Consider the following 19,548-nt stretch of genomic DNA (forward strand, 5'->3'; position numbering starts at 1 on the left):
AGTGCGCCTGATGATGATCCAGATTAGCAATGTGAATGATTGATGTTGTAATCTGAGCCTTCATTTAAATGGAGGTTATTATGGGCTGGAAACGCAATCCTTGGTTACATCACTACCAATGGATAAAATATTTAGACGAGCTTGGGTATAGCTTAGAAATGAAGCTTGAGGCTTTTGAAAAAAACCCAGCAACTAAGATGAACAGAGACATCCCGGAAGAAGTTGAATTCGCGAAAGTGCTAATTAAAGATGCATTGGGACAACTACCACCTAGTGAAATTGATAAATATATCCTCCCATCAGAGGTGCTGGGGTTCAGCCCTGCATTTGAAGTAAGTGAAGGATATGTTTTTAATGCTCACACCCCAGAAGATGAGCCAGACTTCCTCTTTCTTGTTGCTCATGATGCTTTTCCTAATGCAAAAAACATTGATGATGTAATGAAGTCCCTTGCCTCAGTAAGTAGCACTGTTAATCAACTTGTTCTTCAGCGATATCATACCCGTCATCCATACGGATTAAGCGGAACGCAAGAGGTGGCAAGAGCCAAAATTTCTGCTGCAGACTAACTCACAAGCCGCCTACGGGCGGTTTTTTATTGGAGCCAATATGACTGACACCTACCGCATCACAGTGACAACTAAGTCAGGTGAAACTCACATTGGCCTGATGAACAGATCACAACCTGAAATCGTAAACGGATTCATTGGTGTCGCTCAGGAAGATGGCGCTTGGGTATACCTCGCGCCGGATGACGTGCAGAAGATGGAATTCGTGCCGGTTAACGACTAAGAACCCAAAGAACAATTGCGTTAATAGTTGGTGCGTATGCGACTGCCAGCTCAATTAATTTTGTAGACATAAATACCTCCGAACTTTGGCGCCTCCGGTCTTGGAGGACGCTTCCCCATAGTGATGATTTTAAGGAACTCATATGGCATCACCAGATTGGGAGGCCATCGAATCGGCTTACCGTGCTGGTTTGATGTCTATCCGCGAAATAGCTTCACAACATGGCATTACTCACGGCGCCATAAACAAGCGAGCGAAGCGTGACGGATGGGAGCGCGACCTCAAGGCGAAAATAAAAGCTAAGGCTGATTCGCTGGTATCCAAACGTGAGGTATCCAGACAGGTATCCACTGAAACGGCTACTAATGAGCGGATACTGATTGAGGCTAACGCCGAAGTAATCGCCAACGTTCGCATGGAACATCGTGGTGATATCCGCCGCGCCCGAGGCATGGCTAACTCACTGTTTGATGAGCTTGAAGCCCAATGCGCTGATGTTGAGTCCCTGCGCAAGCTTGGCGAACTGATGTTTGACCCTGATGAGAAAACCGGCAGGGACAGGCTGAACGAGATTTATCAGAAGGCAACGAGCTTGCCTGGTCGCGTGAAGTCTATGAAAGACTTATCCGACACGCTGAAAACCCTCGTTGGTCTCGAGCGTCAGGCATACGACATCGACGGGCCGACCGGCGATGAATCAACGAAGAAGCTCTCCGATTTGATGGACGATTTAGCCAAGGGGTAATCATGAAGCCAGAACACATCGCGCTTCTGCGTGACAAACTCTGGCGGCTTAACAACCTCTACTGGATTACCGACAAAGAAGGCAAACCAGTCCGGTTCAAGATGACGCCGGAGCAGCTCGAATATTTCGAAGGCATGCATACCCGCAACATCATCCTGAAGGCACGTCAGCTTGGCTTCACGACTGAGGTCTGCATCATTCAGTTGGATGCTGCGCTGTTTGAGGCTGCAAAGTGCGCATTGATCGCCCACACCCTTAACGATGCCAAGCGCCTGTTCCGCGAGAAGGTTAAATACGCATACGATCGGCTGCCGGCAGAAATCAGGGCAGCCAACCCGGCAAGTAATGATTCAGCGGGTGAGCTGGTATTCAAAAAGGGTGGCTCGCTCTACGTCAGCACGTCATTCCGTGGTGGAACGCTGCGATTCCTGCACGTATCCGAGTTCGGAAAGATATGCGCCAAGTTCCCCGACAAAGCGCGGGAGATCGTCACCGGCGCATTCGAAGCGGTATCGAGCGATTGCTTCACGACCATTGAAAGCACCGCAGAAGGCCGGGCGAGCTACTTCTTCGATTACTGCCAGACTGCCGAGAAAGCGATGTTGCAGGGTAAGCAGCTATCCAACCTCGACTGGAAGTTTTTCTTCTTCTCTTGGTGGAAGAATCCACTTTATGCAATCGACCCGGTAGAGCCACTCCCGCAGCGCCTGAGCGATTATTTTGATGATATAGAGGCGAAGCAAGGCATCAGCCTGAACGAGCGCCAGAAAGCCTGGTATTACGCCAAAGAGAAAACGCTCGGTGACGACATGAAGCGCGAGTATCCATCGATACCGTCTGAAGCGTTTGAACAGTCTGTCGAAGGGGCTTACTACGCCAAACAGTTCCGCTGGCTCTACACCAACAAGCGCATCGGCAAGCTTCCTGATAACTCACACCTGCCGGTTCATACCTTCTGGGATATCGGTGTAGGCGACTCCACCGCGATATGGTTCGTGCGCGAGGTTGGTGAAGAGTTTCACATTATCGACTACTACGAGAACAGCGGTGAAGGCCTGCGCCACTACATGAAGGTGCTGAAAGACCGTGGTTATGAATATGGTGAGCATTGGGGTCCGCACGATATTGAGAACCGAGAATTCGGTTCTGATGCTAAATCCCGTAAAGAGCTGGCGCGAGAGGGATATGAAATCGATGGTCAGACATACTCCATGAACTTCATAGTGGTGCCTAAAACTGGAGTCGATACCGGCATTGAGTCAGTACGTGAAATTCTACCCAAGTGCGTATTCGACGAAGAAAAATGCGCTGAAGGAATCACCCATCTTGAAGGCTATCGAAAGGAGTGGGACATGAATAAGGGATGCTGGAAAGATAAGCCGCTACACGACGCAACATCTCATGGCTCCGATGGCTTCCGTTACTTCGCAGTGGCGAAAAACAATCGTAAGCAGGTAGGCGCAATATTCTTCTAAGGAGCTCATCAGTGAGTGAACTAAGCAACGGGGAGCAATTCCTCGTGAACGCCCTCGCTGATGCTGTGGGCCGCCAGCGCATGATGTATGGCGCCAGAAATGGCAATACCAAGCGCACAAAGCTTTACGAGGAGTTCGGCTATCCCGATGAACTCGGATTCGACCAGTACTACCGCGCCTACGAGCGTAACCCTGTCGCCTATGCCGCCGTGCATAAGCTGCTGGAATCGTGCTGGACGGATAAGCCGACGATTATCGACGGTGACGAGAACAAAGAGTCGACCGAAACCACGTCATGGGAAAAGACGGCAACCAAGTTGCTGAGTAAGCATTGGGCGAAAATCAAAGATGCCGACCGGCGCAATCTGGTTGGCAGGTATTCGGCGCTACTCATCCAGTTCAAAGACGGTCGCGAGTGGAAAGAGCCGGTAGATATCAACGTTGTTTCCCGGTTGCGAGATAAAGCGATCGTCAAACTCATTCCTGCGTGGGAATCGCAAATTAAGCCTGGCAACTTCGACACGGACACCATGTCGGAAACCTATGGCGAGCCGGTTAACTACCAGTTCAATGAGCAGCCAGTGGGTGACGATGGCACATATGGGCCGGTGCGCAGCGTTACAGTCCATCCCGATCGCGTCATCATCCTGTGTGAAGGCTCGGAAGATGAAAACATGCTTTCCGGCGTGCCATTCCTCCGTGCGGGCTACAACAAGTTGCTGGACCTCGAAAAGATATCCGGTGGTAGCGCTGAAGGCTTCCTGAAGAACGCCAGCCGCCAGTTAGGCATCAGCTTCGACGCGCAGACAGACATGAAAACTCTGGCTGACATGGCTACCAAGGCAGGGTACAAAGACCTCGGCGAAGCGATGAATGACAAGATGATGAAGCTGAATCGCGGCACTGATTCGGCGCTCGTCACTCAGTCGGGAACCACATCGGTTCTGTCAGTCGCTGCAGCCGACCCGGCGCCAAGCTGGACGGTTACGGCAAACGAGTTCGCATCCTCAATTCAATGCCCGTTCACCATTCTGTTCGGTCAGCAGACCGGACGACTTGCCTCCGATGAGGATAAAACCGATTGGGCCAAGCGCTGCAACGGTCGCCGCTGGGGATTCCAGACGGCAGTCGTGCAGATGTTGCTGGAGCGCTTCTGGAAAATTGGCGTCATCGATGCGCCGACATCCGGCGAAGTCACTCTGGCGTGGTCTGACTTACTCGCCCCAAGCGAGAAAGAGAAGATCGCCAACATGCAGGCAATGGCAGCTGTAGCGAAAGACACTCAGCAGGCATTCGGCACTCCAGCGATTGACGAAAACGAGGTGCGCACCGTCGGTGAACTTGAGCCACGCAAAGCGCCATCCACGCCTGACCCAAACAAAAAGTTAAACGATAAGGACCCGCTGAATGATGACGACGCCAGCGAGAACCCGAATCGGAACACCGATAATTCCCCGCAACAAAGCTGACCCGACACAATCATCGCGTCAGGTTGGCCGGATGTACCGCGACATTGATGACCGCTACTACCAGATCAAATTGGCGCTTAAGCAGCTATTCGATGAGCGTTTAACCGGAACTGAGCGCATTGGTAACGCCTCGCATGCCGTATATGGCGATGTGATTTACCAGGTGAACGCCGGCACTTACATCTACGACATGACAGCCGCGCAACTGGCTGACCTGCTGCAGCGTATTCAGGTGATACTTGACGATCACCTCCTCGACGGTGGCAGTCAAAACCTGTGGGCGCTGGGCTATGTAGCCGCAGAGTATGAGCGTGGCACCCGGCAGGCTTTTACCAACCTGTCAGTACAGTCGACCGTATACGAGCAGCAAACCACGCTTGCGCAGTTGCTGAGCAGCCCGGCATATCAGAACCAGATTGCCGCAGCCTACGTATCGACCTATAGCGACTGGAAAGGCATTAGCGACGCAGCTCGTGCTGACCTGGCTACTGTCGTGTCCGACTCAATCGGGCGTGGCGTTAACCCGCGCGAAACAGCCCGCATCATCAGCAAGCGGTTGGATGTTTCGATGGCGCAGGCCAAGAACATCGCGCAGACCGAGCAGGTAGGGGCGCTGCGCAAAGCGCAGTGGCTGGAAACGGATTGGGCAAAGGAGAGGTTAGGCCTGAACACTGCCATCCTCTGGCTGTCAGCGCTGAAGCCAACAACGCGCACATGGCATGCTGCCCGCCACGGTCACACTTACACTACCGAGCAAGTCGAAGCCTTCTATGCCGAGCGAGGCAACAGGTATCACTGCTATTGCGCTAACGTGCCCTGTCTGCTGGATGACAAAGGGAAGATCGTAAATACCGGCCTCGTTGACAGGCTGAGCAAAGAGCGCAAGGAGTGGCAGCAGACCACTTAACTATCCATCCCATGAGGACACAGCATGAAGCGCAATCGCGTTAACGTGCTGACCGTCGTCAACTCCGCTTCAAACATCACCACTGAAACCATCGACGGCAAACCACACATCGTGGTTCGCGGCATCACGCCCGTTGTCGACGATATTGTGATGAACCGGAAGTTGTACCCGGCAGCAGAAATTGAAAAGGCGTTCAACACGCTTGAGCGAAATCCGATGCCGTTCGGTCACCCGAAAGTGGATGGCAAACACGTATCGGCCCGCGATGTCCGTGCGGTGAACAATTATCACGTCGGTGCATGGCTCCAGAATGTCACTCACGTCGAAGGCAAAGTGGTTGGTGACATGTACGTGGACCGCCGCTATGCCGAAGCCAGTGAAAATGGCAAGCGTCTGATTAACCGCCTGGATGAAATGGCTGCCAAAGCAAACGTCGAACCGATCCACATCTCCACCGGACTGCTTTATTCCGGCATCGCTGCAAATGGCGAGTCGAAAGGCAAGAAGTACAACGAAATCGCCACCAACATGATGTTCGACCATGTGGCGGTGCTGCTGGATGAGGCTGGCGCCGGAACGCCGGAGGAGGGCGTAGGCATCTTCGTTAACTCCGATGGCACCGAGCAGGAACTGGAAGTCGTCAACCTGTCAGAAGGCCAGTCGCCCGATATCGATTCAACGCAAGACCCCGCTCTCAAATCAATTTTTAACCAGCTAAAGGCGTTTTTCAGCGCCAACAGCAATTCCGTCAAAGAGGAAGCAAACCCGATGAAAGAACTCATCACCAATGCGCTGAAAGCGAAAGGCATCGACGTTGAAGGTAAGTCCGATGCTGAGCTGATGGACGCTTACAACCAGATGGCCGCCGATGATGCGACAGCGAAAGCTGCCGCTGATGAAAAGGCCAAGAAAGAAAAAGAAGAGGCTGACAAAAAGGCCAAAGACACCGCCACCAATAGCGATGAAGCTCCGGCATGGTTCAAACCATTCGCCGAAAAACTGAACACCATTGAAAGCGGCCTGGCAGTTAACTCTGACAAAGAGAAGGGTGAAAAACGCGCTGCTGTTAAAGCCAAATTCGGCATGACTGATATCGCGGTGAATGCGCTTGATGGCGAGCCGCTGAATGAGCTCTTTGCTCAATGCCAGACATCCATCGGCCTGAATAGCTCTCTGCGTCAGGTCAACTCAGATAAATCCCTCAGCGAAATGCCGGAGTAAATGATGGCTAAAGATGGAAAGCACGTAATTCACGCCGGTGGCGTATTCCCTAACCCTCTGCTTAACCGTGAAGGTGCGGCTGCAGCGGCAACTAAGCCTGGCACGATCGGCTTCTTCGATGCAGGCAAATTCACTGCATCAGTTGCAGGTAACGAGCAGGCGATCCTTTATGTGGCCAACTTCGATTATCTGCGCTGCCTGACTGTTGATGACAGCATTCCGGTCGGTGAGCTGGTCGTTGGCATTCAGCCATTGCAGGGCATGTTCCTGAACGTACGCGCCGCTGCCGGCACCTACAAAAAAGGACAGCCTTTGTCGATCGCAAATGGTCAGGTCAAGGCTCAAGCCGGTGATGAGTCAATTCGTTGCTATGTCGAAGAAGACAAAGCATATACCGCTGCCGCAGGTGACCTGCTGCGCGTTGTGATTAAGTAAGGAGCACCTGAATGTTTGTATTTTCCCGTTCTCTGGGTGAACGCACTGGAAACCTCGAGGTTAACCAGTCTCAGTTTGCCGAGCTGCAAATTGCGCGTAATGAAGGTGCTCAGGCTGCCGCTGACTTCATTGGTCGCGTGCGTGGCGTCCGTGAGGATGCTGGGCGACTGGATGCGGTAAACGCAGTTGATGACATCCGCCGCCTGTATCGCGCTTTCGATACCACTGTTCTGGCTCAGTTCGAGCCAACCACTCAGTTCACTTTGCTAAACGACCTGATGCCTCTGTCGCGTTCTGTTCGTATTGAGCAGTCACGCTATGACTACGCTCGTACTGGTGGTCGTGGTTGGGCTCATACGTCCATGTCCGGACAGATTGGCGCGGCGCTGGATGCCAAGAGCTACACCTTTGATGGCACGATGGTGCCAGTGCATGACTCAGGCTTTAAGTTCAACTGGCGCGATCCGATTTTCAACAGTCCGTCGGCCCTTCAGTCTCAGGCTGATGCTCAGCGTGGTTCTGTCGAAGACGTGCAGCGTCAGTACGTTGACTACATGTTCAACGGCTTCCGCGACTCTGAAGGCAATTACGTGAAGTTTGATGGCTTAACCTGGAAAGGCCTGAAGGCTGACGAACGCGTTGCTCAGGTAACGCTGACGTTCAACTTTGCAACCAGCACCGATCCGGTAGCGCTGCGCACCAATGCTATCGCACTGCGTGACGTGGTTCGTGTGACAAACAGCCAGTACGCGCCTCAGACCTGGTATGTTTCAGCAGAAATCATGTCCAACCTTGAGCGTTACTTCGATGTGAATGCGACCCGCACCGTTCTGGAAGAGCTCCTGAAGTTGTCCGGCATCGCTGGTATCAAAGAAGATGCACAACTGTCAGGAAACGAAATTCTGATTGTTCCTCTGACTGCAGGCGTGATTGCTCCGATCGTCGGCCAGGCTATCGGCACCGTTGCCGACCCTCGCCCGTTTTACAACAGCGATTACATCTGGCGTACATGGGGTGCCATGGGCCTGATGGTTAAGCAGGACATCAACAACAAATACTCAGTCATCCACGCTTCGAGCTAAGGAACAAACATGGCACTCGTAAAGGTATTGGTTTCAAACCTCTTTGCCGGTGCCGGCTTCCAGAAACTGGAGGCCGGTCAGGTTTATGACGTAGATGATTCGGTCGCTGAAAAGTGGCTTGCTCAGGGTAAAGCTGAAAAGGCCACCGAGAAGAAAGGCGAGAAGCTGACCTTCGAAGTGGCAACCCCATCGGCGCCGGTTAGCACTGACACATCGGTGTTGCAGTCGAAACTGGATGACGCGCTGGAGCAGCTGAAGACCGCTCAGGATGCAGTCGAAGCCAAAGACAAAGAGCATGCCGACGCGCTGGAGCAGCTGAAGACCGCTCACGCTACTGAGCTTGCTGCAGCAAACGATCGTGCAGACAAAGCAGAAGCAGCGCTGACAGCCGCAACCAAAAAGGACAAGTAACCATGGCAGTGCAGATAACGGCAGCGCAGGTTAAACAGCAGTTATCTGCGCTGGGTTACTCCATCCCGGACTTCATGATTGACGCCTACCTCTGCAAGCTGGGAAGTATAAGCATGTGCCTGGAGGCGGCTGGCTACGATGAATGCGACATGACACTGATTCAGGTGTACGCCGTTACCCTTATGGCTATCACCGCTTTCAGTCAGCGCATCAAATCTCAGTCAGCGCCTTCAGGGGCGTCCCGATCGTTTGATTACAGCGGCGATGTGAAGACGATGCGCAATACGCTGGCGGCGCTGGACACATCAGGATGCACCGCATTGTTGCCAATTGACGTTGGCACAAGTGTTGGCTTCTTCGATGTGATTGGTGGCTGCTGATGGACTGGCAACCAGCATCACAACCGCCCAAGCCATTCGAGCGAGTGTGGATAACGACTTCAATTGGCCGGCAGACGACCGGCTACGTTAACAGCAGCGGCGAGTGGGTGATTAACTGCCCGCGAATTGCTGCTGAGAAGCCCGTAGTGACCAGTTGGAGGAAATGACATGTCATCTTTAGCTAACTGGTCATACACCGCTCAGGCGACGATCTGGAGGCGCTCAGGCGCAAGCAATGACTACGGCGACCCGATATTCGAAGCGCCGCTGGTTATTGCCTGTGATTATCAGGGTGGGCTTTCAAAGCGGCTTGGCGACATCGGCGGCGAGAATGTAGTGAAGAACACGGTATGGACAGAGTATGCGCTGGCTGACACCGGCGATTACCTGCTCATTGGCGCATCTGACAACCCTGACCCGATTGCAGCTGGTGCCGATGAGGTGATGCAGGCTATCCGCTATGCAGACACCTTTGAACGAGCCGCAGATGATTACGCGATTATCACTGGAGTGTAGCCATGGGCGTGAAAGTAAAAGGCATCAGGCAGGTTTCACGCAACGTTAACCGCGCTATCGATAACATTCAGGACCGGCGCATTGTTCGTGCTCTCACCAGCGCGATGATCGTCGGCGCATCACAGGCAGCAATCTACACGCCAATCGATACGTCGTATCTGCTCAACAGCCAGTTCCGTGAAATCGTCGTTAATGGCGCTCGCATCACCGGTAGGGTTGGCTACACCGCCTCATACGCCGCTTACGTGCATGACCCGGCAAATCCGCAGCGGTTCCGCCGCGCCACTGCAGAGAAAGAATTCCTGACTAAAGGGTTCGAAGAAAGCCGCGATGTGATTGACCGCGTTGTGCAGAAGGAGATGTCATTTTGAATCCTCCAATGCATACGCGCTTGCGCAATCACTTTGTTGATGCCGGGCTTACCGCTGGATTTACCACGCAGTTGCTGGTCTGGAATGACAGCGGCAAATTGACCGACTCATTCATGGTGTTCAGGCCAAATGGCGGCTCACCAATCCGCGATGAATTGGGCGCCGAATATTACGTGATGGTTGACGTGATTGGAGCGAAGGGCGCAAACGGCGTAGTCGATGAGCGAGTTCAGCAGATTATCAGCAGCATTCAGATCAACTCCATTTCAGATAGTTGTATCGGCTACATCGAAAACTTCGGCGGAATACCCGCGCCAGTTCTCACCACCGAAGGCCGGCTGGTCTATCGGCTTCAGTTTGCAATCAAGTACGGCGAATAGCCGATAACACTAAAGAGGAATTACCCATGGCAGCAAATTGCCCAACGGACAACACCAAGTTGTTTGGCCGCGCCATTGTGCTCGAAGTAGCCGATGGTTGCGCCGATGCGGTACCGCTGGAGTCAGAATGGAAGGCTCTGGCCGCCGGCACAAGTAAAGGTTTCGACTTCTCGCCAAACAGCGTTACATCGGATGCTGATGACACCAAAGGCTACGTTGAAAACATCGTTACCAATGCTGATTTCACCATCTCTTTTGAAGGTGAAGTGCGCCGCAATGACAAACTGGATCAGTACGGCGTAGGCCGCCTGATTAAATACTTTAACACTGAAATTCAGGCAACTCGCCAGCCAACGCTATGGGTGCGCATGGAGTTTGGGCCGGTAACATTCATCGGCTATATGCTGATTAACGCCCTGAGTTCAGACGGCGGCACTAACGATATCATCACGTTCTCCACCGAGTTCAAAGTTGCAGATGCCGACACCATTCAGGTGATCGACACTGACAACGAAGTTCCGGTGACCGGCGTTGCGCTGACCCCAGCAACCACTTCTGTTGTTGTGGGCGCCACCCGTCAGTTGACTGCCACCGTGTCACCAACTGATGCGACTGATAAAACCGGCGTGTGGGCATCTTCTGACACATCGAAGTTCACCATCAGCACATCAGGCCTGATCACCGGCGTAGCGGCTGGCACTGGCAACGCAACGTTCACCACCACTGACGGCGCAAAGGTTGGCACGACCGCAGTAACCGTCACGGCCTCGTAATTGCCATTTCAGGGGCTATCGCTTGGTGGCCCCGAGAATGATTTTTACCGGACTAACTTATGACCCCGATGAAAGAGATTGGCGAATGCGTGATTTCAACGCCGAACGCCGATTACATGTTTCGCCCATCCTTTGCCAACATGATGCGAATTGGCGAACCACAGGAGATTGTGCAGGCTTTTTACGATCTGCACAGTGATGAGGTGACGCCATTGATTGAGCGTGCGGTGGCGGCATATGGGCACGTGCCAGCATGGTTGGCCGAGCATGTCCGCAACACTACCTACGGCAAACACGCATTAATGGCAGCGCTTACCGTGATGGAGGCGTGCACCGAATGCGATATTTCATCGCTTATAGGTGAATTTCGACCAGCAAAAGCGAAGGGGAAGCCGTTTAAGCGCCGCGCCGGACAGATGGGAGACTTCGAAATATTGCTGATCGCCCAATCACTCATAACGCATGGCATCATCGGTAAAGCGAAAGTGCGGCAACTACAGCGCCATGAAAGCAGCCAGGGCACTTCTGAGTTTTCAGCCTTCGAATACATCAGCGCCGCACGCAATCACTTCGGCATTAGCCGGCAAGAGGCTGAGCACCTGACCATGACTGAGTTTCAGCACATGCTGAACGCCAAATATCCCGATCAAAAAGGATTCACGCGTGATGAGTATAATGAGATACAGGATGATTTCTTAGCCAGACAGGCTAGGCGAAGAGCTAAAGCTTCAAAATAGATAGCGTTACATCTTGCTTTATTTTGCATCACTTTACACATAGGATTTATCCCCTCAAAGTTTTATGGGGATAGGGATGTGAATGACTTTTTAATACCTGGGCAACCTAAAGATTATTATGTCGGCATCACCAATGAGCTAGGCGTTATCGAATACAGTGCGCTTAGGGGTAAAGTAAGGCAATTAGTTGAGAGTTATGTTTTATACATCCAGGGAGTCAGTGATAAAGGCGGAAATCCACATACCGCATCATTAGATGTATCTGACATCATCAAAGAATTCTTTGCAAAAGAGCCAGCAGAGGCTCGAATAGCTTTTTATGAGGTCTATACGCAGGAAGTTGATGCAGCAACGTCAGCATCATTAGACAGCACGAATAAAATTAATGCTGAGATTGCAAAAAAAGAAGAGTCGAATTCAATGGCTGCCCAATGGATAGTTGCTCTGATAATTTTCTTAGTGGCCATGATATTTATATTCAAATAACGACATGACAACGAAATCAACCTCGCTCCGGCGAGGTTTTTTTATGCCCGGAGAATAGCGAATGGCTGGCACTTTAAATGCAGGCAGCATCATCTATGAAGTGGATATGGACACCGCTCGCCTGCTGGCGGCCCGCCGCGAAGTAGACGCCGCTCTTAGCGGCATGAATGGAACTGTTGGTCGTCTGGATGCCACGGTGACTCGAGCTGAGCGCTCAGTCGTTTCAATGCAGCGCACCATGTCCAACCTGAGTGCAGTAGCTCGCGGCGTTATCGCTGCCATTTCTGTTCAGCAGGTAGCCGCGTATGGCAACGAGTGGGTAACAGTCAATAACAAACTGGCTAACTCTGTTCGGGCCAATGAATCACTGGCTGAAGTGACTCAGCGCGTTTTCGACATTTCTCAGAACACCATGAGCAGCCTGGCGGCAACGGCAACTCTGTATGGGCGTCTTGAGCGCGCAACCCGCAGCGCCGGCACAAGCACCAAAGACCTGATCACACTGACCTCGACAATCAATAAAGGCCTGGCGGTTTCTGGCGCCACCACCGAAGAAGCCAGCTCAACGATGACGCAGCTTTCTCAGGCACTCGCGTCTGGCGTTCTTCGAGGTGAGGAATTCAACTCAATTTCTGAGAACGGTAGCCGCCTTGCGGTAGCACTTGCAGATTCACTTGGCGTCACCATTGGCCAGCTCCGTGGCATGGCTGCGCAGGGTAAATTGACAACGGAAGTGGTAGTTAACGGTCTGCTCAAGCAGAGCAGCGCAATCGCAAAGGAATTCGCAAACACCACGACCACAATGGGTCAGGCGTTTACGATCGCCACCAACAACATCACTAAATTCGTCGGCGAAAGCTCCAGCGTTTCCACTTCAATTCGTGTGTTTAATGAGGGTGTGATTTCACTCAGCCAGAATCTCGATATCGTGGCGAACGCGATCGCTGTCGCTGCGGTCATTTTTGGCGGACGTTTTGTCGGCGCGTTGGCACTGGCAACCAAAGCCCGCATCGATGATTCACTGGCGGCGAAGGCTCAGACAGCAGCGACAGCCCAATCAGCAGCGGCTACAGCTAATGCCGCGCGCGTTACGGCTTTGAAAGCAGGTCTCGACAAAGAACAGGCATTATCAAACCTTGCGCTGGCTCAGACTGAATACAACGTTGCCAGAGGTTCGGCGGCGGAGGCGTTCGCGCTTGAAAATCTGGTGGCCGTTAAATCCGTAGCCATCCAGCGATCGGCTGCATATGCAGAAGCGCAACTGGCAGAAGCGGCCGCAACCAGAACAGCTGCTGCGGCTTCTGCTGCTGCGACTACCACTATTGGCGGTTTAGCCAAAGGCGCTCTGGCGTTGATTGGCGGACCGGCAGGGCTGGCGGTAATTGCTGCAGCAGGCATCTTCTACTTCTACCAGAAAATGCAGCAGGCCCGTCAGGAGAGCATCGATTTCGCTGACAAGCTTGATGGTGTGATCGCCAAGATGAAGAGCATGAGTCAGGTTCAGCTTGCAGCTGAAATCGACAATGCGACCAAATCCATCAAGGCGCAGGCCGATGCGATAAAAGATAACCAGTCCAGCCTTGAATCCAACGAGCTGCAGCAATACCGCCTTCGCCGCACGCTTAGTTATCTTCAGGAAGGCAGCCTGCTCTACAAGGTCACACTTTCAGAACTGACGGATGCACAGAGCGAGCATACCCAGTTGCTGGCGCAGAATGAGACAGCCCAGAACAAACTGAGCCAGACAGTTAGCAAAACCGGCATTCTCCGTGCACAGATGAATGGCACCTTCGCGCAGGGTATCGACCTGCTTAAACGAGATGGTGAGGCTGCTGGCATTGCAACTGGCCTGATGAATCAGTTTGGGAATGCAATTGATTTTGCCAGCAGGGCTAAGGAGAAATTCAACTCAACCAGCCTGCAGCTGCCACGCAGCGATCAGGCTGACGCCTATAACAAAGACCTTGAAACTGAAAACGCCTTACTTGCCATTACAGACAAGCGACTCCGTGCTGTAACCAAAGCTCGCATGGAGGCAAACGCAAAAGGTGGCAATCAAAACCAGATTAACACCGCCGGCGAACTTGCTGGGGCGCAGTACGATCTTCAGCAGGCCGAGGCAAATCGCAACAAAGAGACGCGCGCAGGAATAGCTGAAGGAAAGAGGGCGGAAACACAGGCTGAATCTGTCGCGCAGAAGCTGGCTAATCTGAAACAACAATCAGAATTGGCTGGCGATTCGACTCGAGAGCTAAGTCGTGAGCAGGCCATTCTTACCGCGCAGCAATCGCTGGGCAGCGCTGCAACTCAAAAGGATATTGAGCTGGCTGGCAAGTATGCGGCTGCAAAGTGGGATACCGGCAATGCAATCCGCGCGCAGGCAGCGGCAGAGAAGTTATTGCCTGAAGCGAAGGAGAACGCCAGCTACAAGCAGGATGTAGACGATCTGAATGCTGCATTATCCGCGAAGAAAATCAGCCTGGAGCAATACAACGCCACCGCTGAGCAAATGGAGCAGCAGCACCAGACCAACCTTGCGAAAATACGTTCTGAGCAGGTTGTCACGCCGCAACAGGCCGCCGCCGGCACGGTCGATCCGGTTCAGCAGCTGGCTAATGAGAATGCACAGAAACTTCAACTCATCCAGCAGTTCGAGAACCAAAAGGTGCTCACCGAACAGCAAAGCCTCGCCTTGCGCAATTCACTGAACACGCAGTACGACCAGCAGAGAACGGCTGCAATGTGGACGATGTGGCGCAATCAGAGTGTTGGCAATGAGGCCGTAGCAGCGTCGTTTGATTCACTGGCTGGCAATGCATCCAACGCCTTCACAGGAATGGTTACTGGCAGCATGACAGCCCAAGAGGCCATGCAGTCACTCGCCAGCAACGCTATCAACAGCCTGATTAACTCCTTCGTCCAAATGGGCGTTGAGTGGGTTAAATCTGCTGTGATGGGTTCGACTGCTCAAATCTCAGCAACAGCTGCAACAACGTCCGCATCGGTTGCGGGCATAGCCACAACTACCGCAGCAAGCACAGCATCTGCAGCAACAACTACAGTCGCATGGTTGCCAGCGGCGGCGGCGGCATCAATTGGTTCGTTTGGTGGTGCAGCGATAATCGGTATTGGCGCTTTGATTGCGGGAATGGCGCTGGCAGGTGGGCTGGCAGGAAAGCGTAAAAATGGCGGGCCGGTATCGGCTGGTTCAATGTACCAAGTGGGTGAGGGTGGTATGCCTGAAATCTACCGTGCCAGCAATGGCAGCCAGTACATGATACCCGGCGATAACGGCTCAGTTATCAGCAATAAAGACCTGAACTCAGGCGGCGGCGCGCCAGCCAGCGGTGGTGTGGTCATTAATATCCAAAACTACACCTCTGCGACTGTTGATGCGCAGGCAAGCAATGACGGCAACGGCGTAACGATTGACTTGATAGTTGCAGACCTTAATCAGGGTGGGAGGATCAGCAATGCGCTGACAAATAACTTCCAGGCTCCACGTAAAGCAAAAGGATAACCATGGCAATTCCCTATCCTGACTGGCTTCCTCTCGCTCAGAAGTCGAATAAAAACGTCACCAATGACACGGGGTTTCGCACCGATCAGCCACAGGTCGGTGCCCCCATATTTCAAAAGCTCACTGATGACCTGAAAGCTTCATTCAACCTTACCTGGATTTTTACCGCCGCCCAGCATCGTGCCTTTTATCAGTGGTTGCGAAGTCCTGACTATCTGGATAACGCCAATCAATGGTTCAGCATGAGGCTTTCAACCGGTACGGGTGACACAGGGCTGGAAATGCAGGAGCTTCACTTTACAGCTTATCCGACGTGGAACCAGAGCGGTTCGACGTTCACCTGGGCTGGCACGGTCATCGCGCGTGAGCTTAAAAACTCCGATGATGACTTTGACGACATTCTTATTGAATTGCCGCCGCCTTGGGCTAGTTGGCTGGATTTTGTGGTGACTGGCTATCCGGATAATCGGGATCCTGAATCATTGCCGAGGGCGCCGTAATGCCGACATTCAGAGAAGTTAAAAGCCAGCGTCCAAATCAAATCCTTTTCGACACATTAACGTTCAATAGTCAGGTGTTTGGTTCGGTTCGTCTGGTAAATCGCCAGATATTCCCAAAAACATTTTCCGGACAGGTTTATCAGCCATGCCGAATGGAGGTGATTGAGAGCCAGCAGAGTAGTACGCCGGTTATCGACTGCTCCGTCAAGTTCGGGAGACTAGCGCAGGACTTCAAGCAAAAGCTGAAAGCGTGGAAAGCATACGCGCGCCTGACGCCTATATCTGCAACTTACCAGCAATTCGATGCGCGAGATATGAACACGCCACTCAAGCCGTGGACCCTGTACGTGTCTGATGTGTCAATGGATGACACTGACGTTACCTGCACTTTAACCCTGAAGAATCCGGTTAACAACAACGTTGGACGCCTTTATACGATCGAAGAATTCCCCGGATTACAAAATGCTTAAAGATGAATTTCTTGAAAAGGTTGAGGGGATTCCATGGCGCAATCGCGCCTGTAATTTTGAGGGAGCCGATTGTTGGGGATTGATTGTGCTGTATTACCGTCACGTGCTTGGAATTGAACTGCATGATGTGCCGGGATATGAAGCAGACAGCGATTTTACCACCTGCTTTTTTAACGAGATCGTTTACTGGCGCAAAGGTGAAACCTTCTGTGACGGCGATATGTTTGTTGCCTTCTACGGAGCACAACCGGTTCACGTTGGGTTAGTGATTGATGGGATGGCACTCCATAGCCGTGGAGAAAACGGTCACGTACGTTCTGACCACATGCGCACTATCCAAAAGCTTTTTACCAAAGTGGAGTTTTATTCGTATGCCAGTGATCGAGATTCAGCGCGTTCCGGGGCTGCCTAAAGAACGCGTAGAAGTTCCTGCGGGAACACTACTGAGTGAATGGCTGGGCGAATCAAACTTGCATGCTGAAATGCGCGTGAACGTCAATGGACGTGAGCTGCATGATGATGATGAGGTCGGTTTTGCGCTCAATGATAACGACAGGATTATCATATTTGACCAGCCTAAAAGCGGCGGCCTGGTAGGAACGCTGCTTAACCCTCTGGAGCACTTCAACCCCATCAAGTTCACCCAGAAAGTAATGAGTGGGCTGATCAAGCAGCCAAACGCCAGCGCCGCGGCTGGAAACAGTAAGACCTCACCAAACAACAGTGTGAAAGGGCAAACGAACATTGCCCGCAACGGCGAGGCCAAGCCAGATAGCTTTGGGCTTATTCGATCATTCCCGGACCTTATTCAGGAGTCGTTATTTGAGTATTCGAACAATGACAAATACATCACTGAATGGATGAACTTCGGCCTTGGAAAATATGACGTAAGCAGTATCAGGTATTCGGAGTCAAACCTTTCGTCGCTTGCCGGCGCAAGTTATACAGTTTTCCAGCCTGGCGAGAATATCGGATCGGTTAATGTCGGATTTGCTTTTGACGGAATAGACGGGCAGGAAGTTCTGGGTGCGAACGAGAACGATGGTATTGTCGTTGAAACTGCTACCTCAACAAGCCTGATTGAAGCGGGATTCATCAATAATCAGGCAAGAATTAAGATCACAAGACAGTCTTCATTTGCTTACTTCTTCGATTTGCCGAAACCCCATGCTGTAACTTTTACTGTCAACGTCACTTACAACTCAGGAAGCGGTTCGGTGACGCGCGATGCAACATTCAGCGGCACGCTGATTAGCGCAATTCAGAGTGACAACGGATCGGTTACGGCTCCAATCTATTACTACACATTTGTGATTGGATCGCTGTCAGGTGCTGACGCCGGTATCGTGCCTGCAAATGCTACGATTAACCTTGTGAAGTTCATTCTGAACGATAACGAGGGGCTCGTTTCAGGGCCTTACTTTTCTGCTGTGGCATCATCGCAGCTATGGGTACACATGGTTTCCCAGCTCGGTCCAACCGATGGTACGACAGATTGGGTAACGAAAATATGGAAGGTGGACGACGATAATAATCAGATCCCGGGAACGGAGCAGTCTTTCACCTATAGCGTTGACAACCCCTACAACGTCACCACAAAAACTTATTACAACACATACAAGCTAACACCGGCCGCTGGCGCCGGAAGGTATGCAGTCTCGTTTTACCGCACGAATAACTCTAATTCCGGCAACAAGCTGACAGTCGAGGCCATTCACTCTGTGAACATCAGATCAAATGTGGTCTATCAAAACGACTGTATTGTGCGAGTGACTGTTAAGGGAACAGAGAACGCTACAAGCGAAAGAGAGAGGAAATACAACGCGCTGATTAATCGATATGTCATCAGCTACAACGCTACGACACAAGCAGTTGATTACGCTCTGCGCCCCTCTCGAAAATTCTCTGATATCGCCTTGTTTAACTGGCTGGTAGTTGGCGGGCAGGCGGAAAGCAGCATCGACATTTACGGCCTTTACCAGATTCAGGCCAAGTTAGATGCAAAAGATGTTCGCCTCGGTTACTGCGATTACACATTCGATGATGAGGATGTATCACTGGGTTCTCGCATGGAGACGATATGCGATGCGGCCGGAGTGAGTGTTTTCTGGGACGACGGCGTATTGTCATTCACTCTGGATGAAAAGCGCGACAGGCCTGTGACGGTTTTTAATAGGTCCAACACAGTTCAGTCAGGATATTCACTTAGCTATGAAATGACCCTGCCAGGTGATTACGATGGCGTTGAGGTTCAGTATCGAGACCCAAGCACCAATAAGCAGGCTTTTGTGCGTTACCGTGTAGCTAACAACCAGATAGTACTGGGACAGCCCGCTAAAGCTAAGAAGTTTGAGATGATGTATACCCGCAACGCTTTTCAGGCTGACTACCGCGCACAGAAGGAATGCCGACGGTTGCTTTATTCGCGCATGAGCATGGCGATCACCGCGCTGGCTGACGGTGAGTGGGTCAACGTAGGCGATATGGTTCAGGTGCCGGACACCTACGATACGAACCAACAGGCGGGTTACATAGTGTCCCGCAATGGCAATACGTTTGAAACCAGTGAACGAATCAATTTCGCTGGATCGATGTTTGTGGTCATCACTGATTCGCTGGGCAACAGTTCTGCCAGATATGCCGCCACGCCGCGCACCGATACCGCATTTGGGTTCATTGCTGCGATTCCTGACATGACCCTCAACATCTTTGACGGCTATGACGTTCAGTCTCCATCGAGATACGTCATTGCGACAACTGAAGAACTCAATGCGACGCAGTGGATCATCAGCGAGAAGCAGCCTAACAGCGATGGCACTACCGCATTAACCCTCGCAGAGTATAGCGACCTGATTTACCCCTGACAGCAATCAATCCA

The 19,548-nt window shown here is 52.1% G+C and carries 22 protein-coding genes; all 22 read left to right on the forward strand.

Annotated features, from left to right (window positions below; translation table 11 throughout):
* Window positions 1–80: 80 nt before the first annotated feature.
* On the forward strand, window positions 81–569 hold the full coding sequence (locus IB226_RS01325) for a hypothetical protein (protein ID WP_192233170.1): 489 nt from the start codon (window positions 81–83) through the stop codon (window positions 567–569).
* A 40-nt stretch (window positions 570–609) separates the two neighbouring features.
* Window positions 610–792 (forward strand): hypothetical protein, encoded by a 183-nt coding sequence (locus tag IB226_RS01330; protein ID WP_192233172.1) that lies wholly within the window; start codon window positions 610–612, stop codon window positions 790–792.
* A gap of 142 nt (window positions 793–934) precedes the next feature.
* Window positions 935–1,537, forward strand: coding sequence for a hypothetical protein (locus IB226_RS01335; protein WP_192233174.1), 603 nt, complete (start codon window positions 935–937; stop codon window positions 1,535–1,537).
* A 2-nt stretch (window positions 1,538–1,539) separates the two neighbouring features.
* Window positions 1,540–3,012 carry a terminase gene (locus tag IB226_RS01340; RefSeq protein WP_192233176.1) on the forward strand — a complete coding sequence of 491 codons (1,473 nt, stop codon included), beginning with the start codon at window positions 1,540–1,542 and terminating at the stop codon, window positions 3,010–3,012.
* A gap of 11 nt (window positions 3,013–3,023) precedes the next feature.
* The gene (locus IB226_RS01345; protein ID WP_370579081.1) at window positions 3,024–4,481 is read left to right on the forward strand and encodes a DUF1073 domain-containing protein; all 1,458 of its coding nucleotides are present in this window, start codon (window positions 3,024–3,026) and stop codon (window positions 4,479–4,481) included.
* On the forward strand, window positions 4,420–5,388 hold the full coding sequence (locus tag IB226_RS01350; RefSeq protein ID WP_192233178.1) for a phage minor head protein: 969 nt from the start codon (window positions 4,420–4,422) through the stop codon (window positions 5,386–5,388). The genes IB226_RS01345 and IB226_RS01350 overlap by 62 nt, the downstream gene beginning before the upstream one ends.
* 24 nt (window positions 5,389–5,412) lie before the next feature.
* Window positions 5,413–6,609 (forward strand): DUF2213 domain-containing protein, encoded by a 1,197-nt coding sequence (locus IB226_RS01355; RefSeq protein WP_192233180.1) that lies wholly within the window; start codon window positions 5,413–5,415, stop codon window positions 6,607–6,609.
* 3 nt (window positions 6,610–6,612) lie between these two features.
* Window positions 6,613–7,044 carry a hypothetical protein gene (locus tag IB226_RS01360; RefSeq protein ID WP_192234486.1) on the forward strand — a complete coding sequence of 144 codons (432 nt, stop codon included), beginning with the start codon at window positions 6,613–6,615 and terminating at the stop codon, window positions 7,042–7,044.
* Between the two features lie 11 nt (window positions 7,045–7,055).
* Complete coding sequence (locus IB226_RS01365) at window positions 7,056–8,126, forward strand: major capsid protein (RefSeq protein WP_192233182.1); 1,071 nt, start codon at window positions 7,056–7,058, stop codon at window positions 8,124–8,126.
* Window positions 8,127–8,135: 9 nt separating this feature from the next.
* Window positions 8,136–8,537 carry a hypothetical protein gene (locus IB226_RS01370; RefSeq protein ID WP_192233184.1) on the forward strand — a complete coding sequence of 134 codons (402 nt, stop codon included), beginning with the start codon at window positions 8,136–8,138 and terminating at the stop codon, window positions 8,535–8,537.
* A gap of 2 nt (window positions 8,538–8,539) precedes the next feature.
* Entirely contained in the window at window positions 8,540–8,917 is a 378-nt protein-coding gene (locus IB226_RS01375) for a hypothetical protein (RefSeq protein ID WP_192233186.1), read from the forward strand.
* A 168-nt stretch (window positions 8,918–9,085) separates the two neighbouring features.
* Window positions 9,086–9,433 (forward strand): hypothetical protein, encoded by a 348-nt coding sequence (locus IB226_RS01380; protein WP_192233188.1) that lies wholly within the window; start codon window positions 9,086–9,088, stop codon window positions 9,431–9,433.
* A 2-nt stretch (window positions 9,434–9,435) separates the two neighbouring features.
* Entirely contained in the window at window positions 9,436–9,804 is a 369-nt protein-coding gene (locus IB226_RS01385) for an HK97 gp10 family phage protein (protein ID WP_192233190.1), read from the forward strand.
* Complete coding sequence (locus IB226_RS01390) at window positions 9,801–10,184, forward strand: hypothetical protein (RefSeq protein WP_192233192.1); 384 nt, start codon at window positions 9,801–9,803, stop codon at window positions 10,182–10,184. Before IB226_RS01385 ends, IB226_RS01390 begins: the two co-directional genes overlap by 4 nt.
* A 26-nt stretch (window positions 10,185–10,210) precedes the next feature.
* On the forward strand, window positions 10,211–10,957 hold the full coding sequence (locus tag IB226_RS01395) for an Ig-like domain-containing protein (protein ID WP_192233194.1): 747 nt from the start codon (window positions 10,211–10,213) through the stop codon (window positions 10,955–10,957).
* Between the two features lie 59 nt (window positions 10,958–11,016).
* The gene (locus tag IB226_RS01400; protein ID WP_192233196.1) at window positions 11,017–11,694 is read left to right on the forward strand and encodes a DUF6246 family protein; all 678 of its coding nucleotides are present in this window, start codon (window positions 11,017–11,019) and stop codon (window positions 11,692–11,694) included.
* Window positions 11,695–11,772: 78 nt separating this feature from the next.
* On the forward strand, window positions 11,773–12,180 hold the full coding sequence (locus IB226_RS01405; RefSeq protein ID WP_192233198.1) for a hypothetical protein: 408 nt from the start codon (window positions 11,773–11,775) through the stop codon (window positions 12,178–12,180).
* A gap of 61 nt (window positions 12,181–12,241) precedes the next feature.
* Window positions 12,242–15,700 (forward strand): tape measure protein, encoded by a 3,459-nt coding sequence (locus IB226_RS01410; protein WP_192233201.1) that lies wholly within the window; start codon window positions 12,242–12,244, stop codon window positions 15,698–15,700.
* A gap of 2 nt (window positions 15,701–15,702) precedes the next feature.
* Window positions 15,703–16,200: a hypothetical protein gene (locus tag IB226_RS01415; protein ID WP_192233203.1), complete on the forward strand. Its 498-nt coding sequence runs from the start codon at window positions 15,703–15,705 to the stop codon at window positions 16,198–16,200.
* Entirely contained in the window at window positions 16,200–16,670 is a 471-nt protein-coding gene (locus tag IB226_RS01420; protein ID WP_192233205.1) for a DUF1833 family protein, read from the forward strand. Before IB226_RS01415 ends, IB226_RS01420 begins: the two co-directional genes overlap by 1 nt.
* Window positions 16,663–17,082 (forward strand): NlpC/P60 family protein, encoded by a 420-nt coding sequence (locus IB226_RS01425; protein ID WP_192233208.1) that lies wholly within the window; start codon window positions 16,663–16,665, stop codon window positions 17,080–17,082. Before IB226_RS01420 ends, IB226_RS01425 begins: the two co-directional genes overlap by 8 nt.
* Window positions 17,042–19,534, forward strand: coding sequence for a host specificity factor TipJ family phage tail protein (locus IB226_RS01430; RefSeq protein ID WP_192233210.1), 2,493 nt, complete (start codon window positions 17,042–17,044; stop codon window positions 19,532–19,534). The genes IB226_RS01425 and IB226_RS01430 overlap by 41 nt, the downstream gene beginning before the upstream one ends.
* The last annotated feature ends 14 nt before the right edge of the window (window positions 19,535–19,548 follow it).

The organism is Pantoea sp. PNT03, assembly GCF_014852515.1.
In the GTDB taxonomy this organism is placed as follows: Bacteria; Pseudomonadota; Gammaproteobacteria; order Enterobacterales; family Enterobacteriaceae; genus Pantoea; species Pantoea leporis.

What these genes read in the sequence shown, in the direction of transcription:
- IB226_RS01325 (WP_192233170.1), top strand. Translation starts at nt 81, where the DNA reads ATGGGCTGGAAACGCAATCCTTGGTTACATCACTACCAATGGATAAAA.
- IB226_RS01330 (WP_192233172.1), top strand. Translation starts at nt 610, where the DNA reads ATGACTGACACCTACCGCATCACAGTGACAACTAAGTCAGGTGAAACT.
- IB226_RS01335 (WP_192233174.1), top strand. Translation starts at nt 935, where the DNA reads ATGGCATCACCAGATTGGGAGGCCATCGAATCGGCTTACCGTGCTGGT.
- IB226_RS01340 (WP_192233176.1), top strand. Translation starts at nt 1,540, where the DNA reads ATGAAGCCAGAACACATCGCGCTTCTGCGTGACAAACTCTGGCGGCTT.
- IB226_RS01350 (WP_192233178.1), top strand. Translation starts at nt 4,420, where the DNA reads ATGATGACGACGCCAGCGAGAACCCGAATCGGAACACCGATAATTCCC.
- IB226_RS01355 (WP_192233180.1), top strand. Translation starts at nt 5,413, where the DNA reads ATGAAGCGCAATCGCGTTAACGTGCTGACCGTCGTCAACTCCGCTTCA.
- IB226_RS01360 (WP_192234486.1), top strand. Translation starts at nt 6,613, where the DNA reads ATGGCTAAAGATGGAAAGCACGTAATTCACGCCGGTGGCGTATTCCCT.
- IB226_RS01365 (WP_192233182.1), top strand. Translation starts at nt 7,056, where the DNA reads ATGTTTGTATTTTCCCGTTCTCTGGGTGAACGCACTGGAAACCTCGAG.
- IB226_RS01370 (WP_192233184.1), top strand. Translation starts at nt 8,136, where the DNA reads ATGGCACTCGTAAAGGTATTGGTTTCAAACCTCTTTGCCGGTGCCGGC.
- IB226_RS01375 (WP_192233186.1), top strand. Translation starts at nt 8,540, where the DNA reads ATGGCAGTGCAGATAACGGCAGCGCAGGTTAAACAGCAGTTATCTGCG.
- IB226_RS01380 (WP_192233188.1), top strand. Translation starts at nt 9,086, where the DNA reads ATGTCATCTTTAGCTAACTGGTCATACACCGCTCAGGCGACGATCTGG.
- IB226_RS01385 (WP_192233190.1), top strand. Translation starts at nt 9,436, where the DNA reads ATGGGCGTGAAAGTAAAAGGCATCAGGCAGGTTTCACGCAACGTTAAC.
- IB226_RS01395 (WP_192233194.1), top strand. Translation starts at nt 10,211, where the DNA reads ATGGCAGCAAATTGCCCAACGGACAACACCAAGTTGTTTGGCCGCGCC.
- IB226_RS01400 (WP_192233196.1), top strand. Translation starts at nt 11,017, where the DNA reads ATGACCCCGATGAAAGAGATTGGCGAATGCGTGATTTCAACGCCGAAC.
- IB226_RS01410 (WP_192233201.1), top strand. Translation starts at nt 12,242, where the DNA reads ATGGCTGGCACTTTAAATGCAGGCAGCATCATCTATGAAGTGGATATG.
- IB226_RS01415 (WP_192233203.1), top strand. Translation starts at nt 15,703, where the DNA reads ATGGCAATTCCCTATCCTGACTGGCTTCCTCTCGCTCAGAAGTCGAAT.
- IB226_RS01420 (WP_192233205.1), top strand. Translation starts at nt 16,200, where the DNA reads ATGCCGACATTCAGAGAAGTTAAAAGCCAGCGTCCAAATCAAATCCTT.
- IB226_RS01425 (WP_192233208.1), top strand. Translation starts at nt 16,663, where the DNA reads ATGCTTAAAGATGAATTTCTTGAAAAGGTTGAGGGGATTCCATGGCGC.
- IB226_RS01430 (WP_192233210.1), top strand. Translation starts at nt 17,042, where the DNA reads ATGCCAGTGATCGAGATTCAGCGCGTTCCGGGGCTGCCTAAAGAACGC.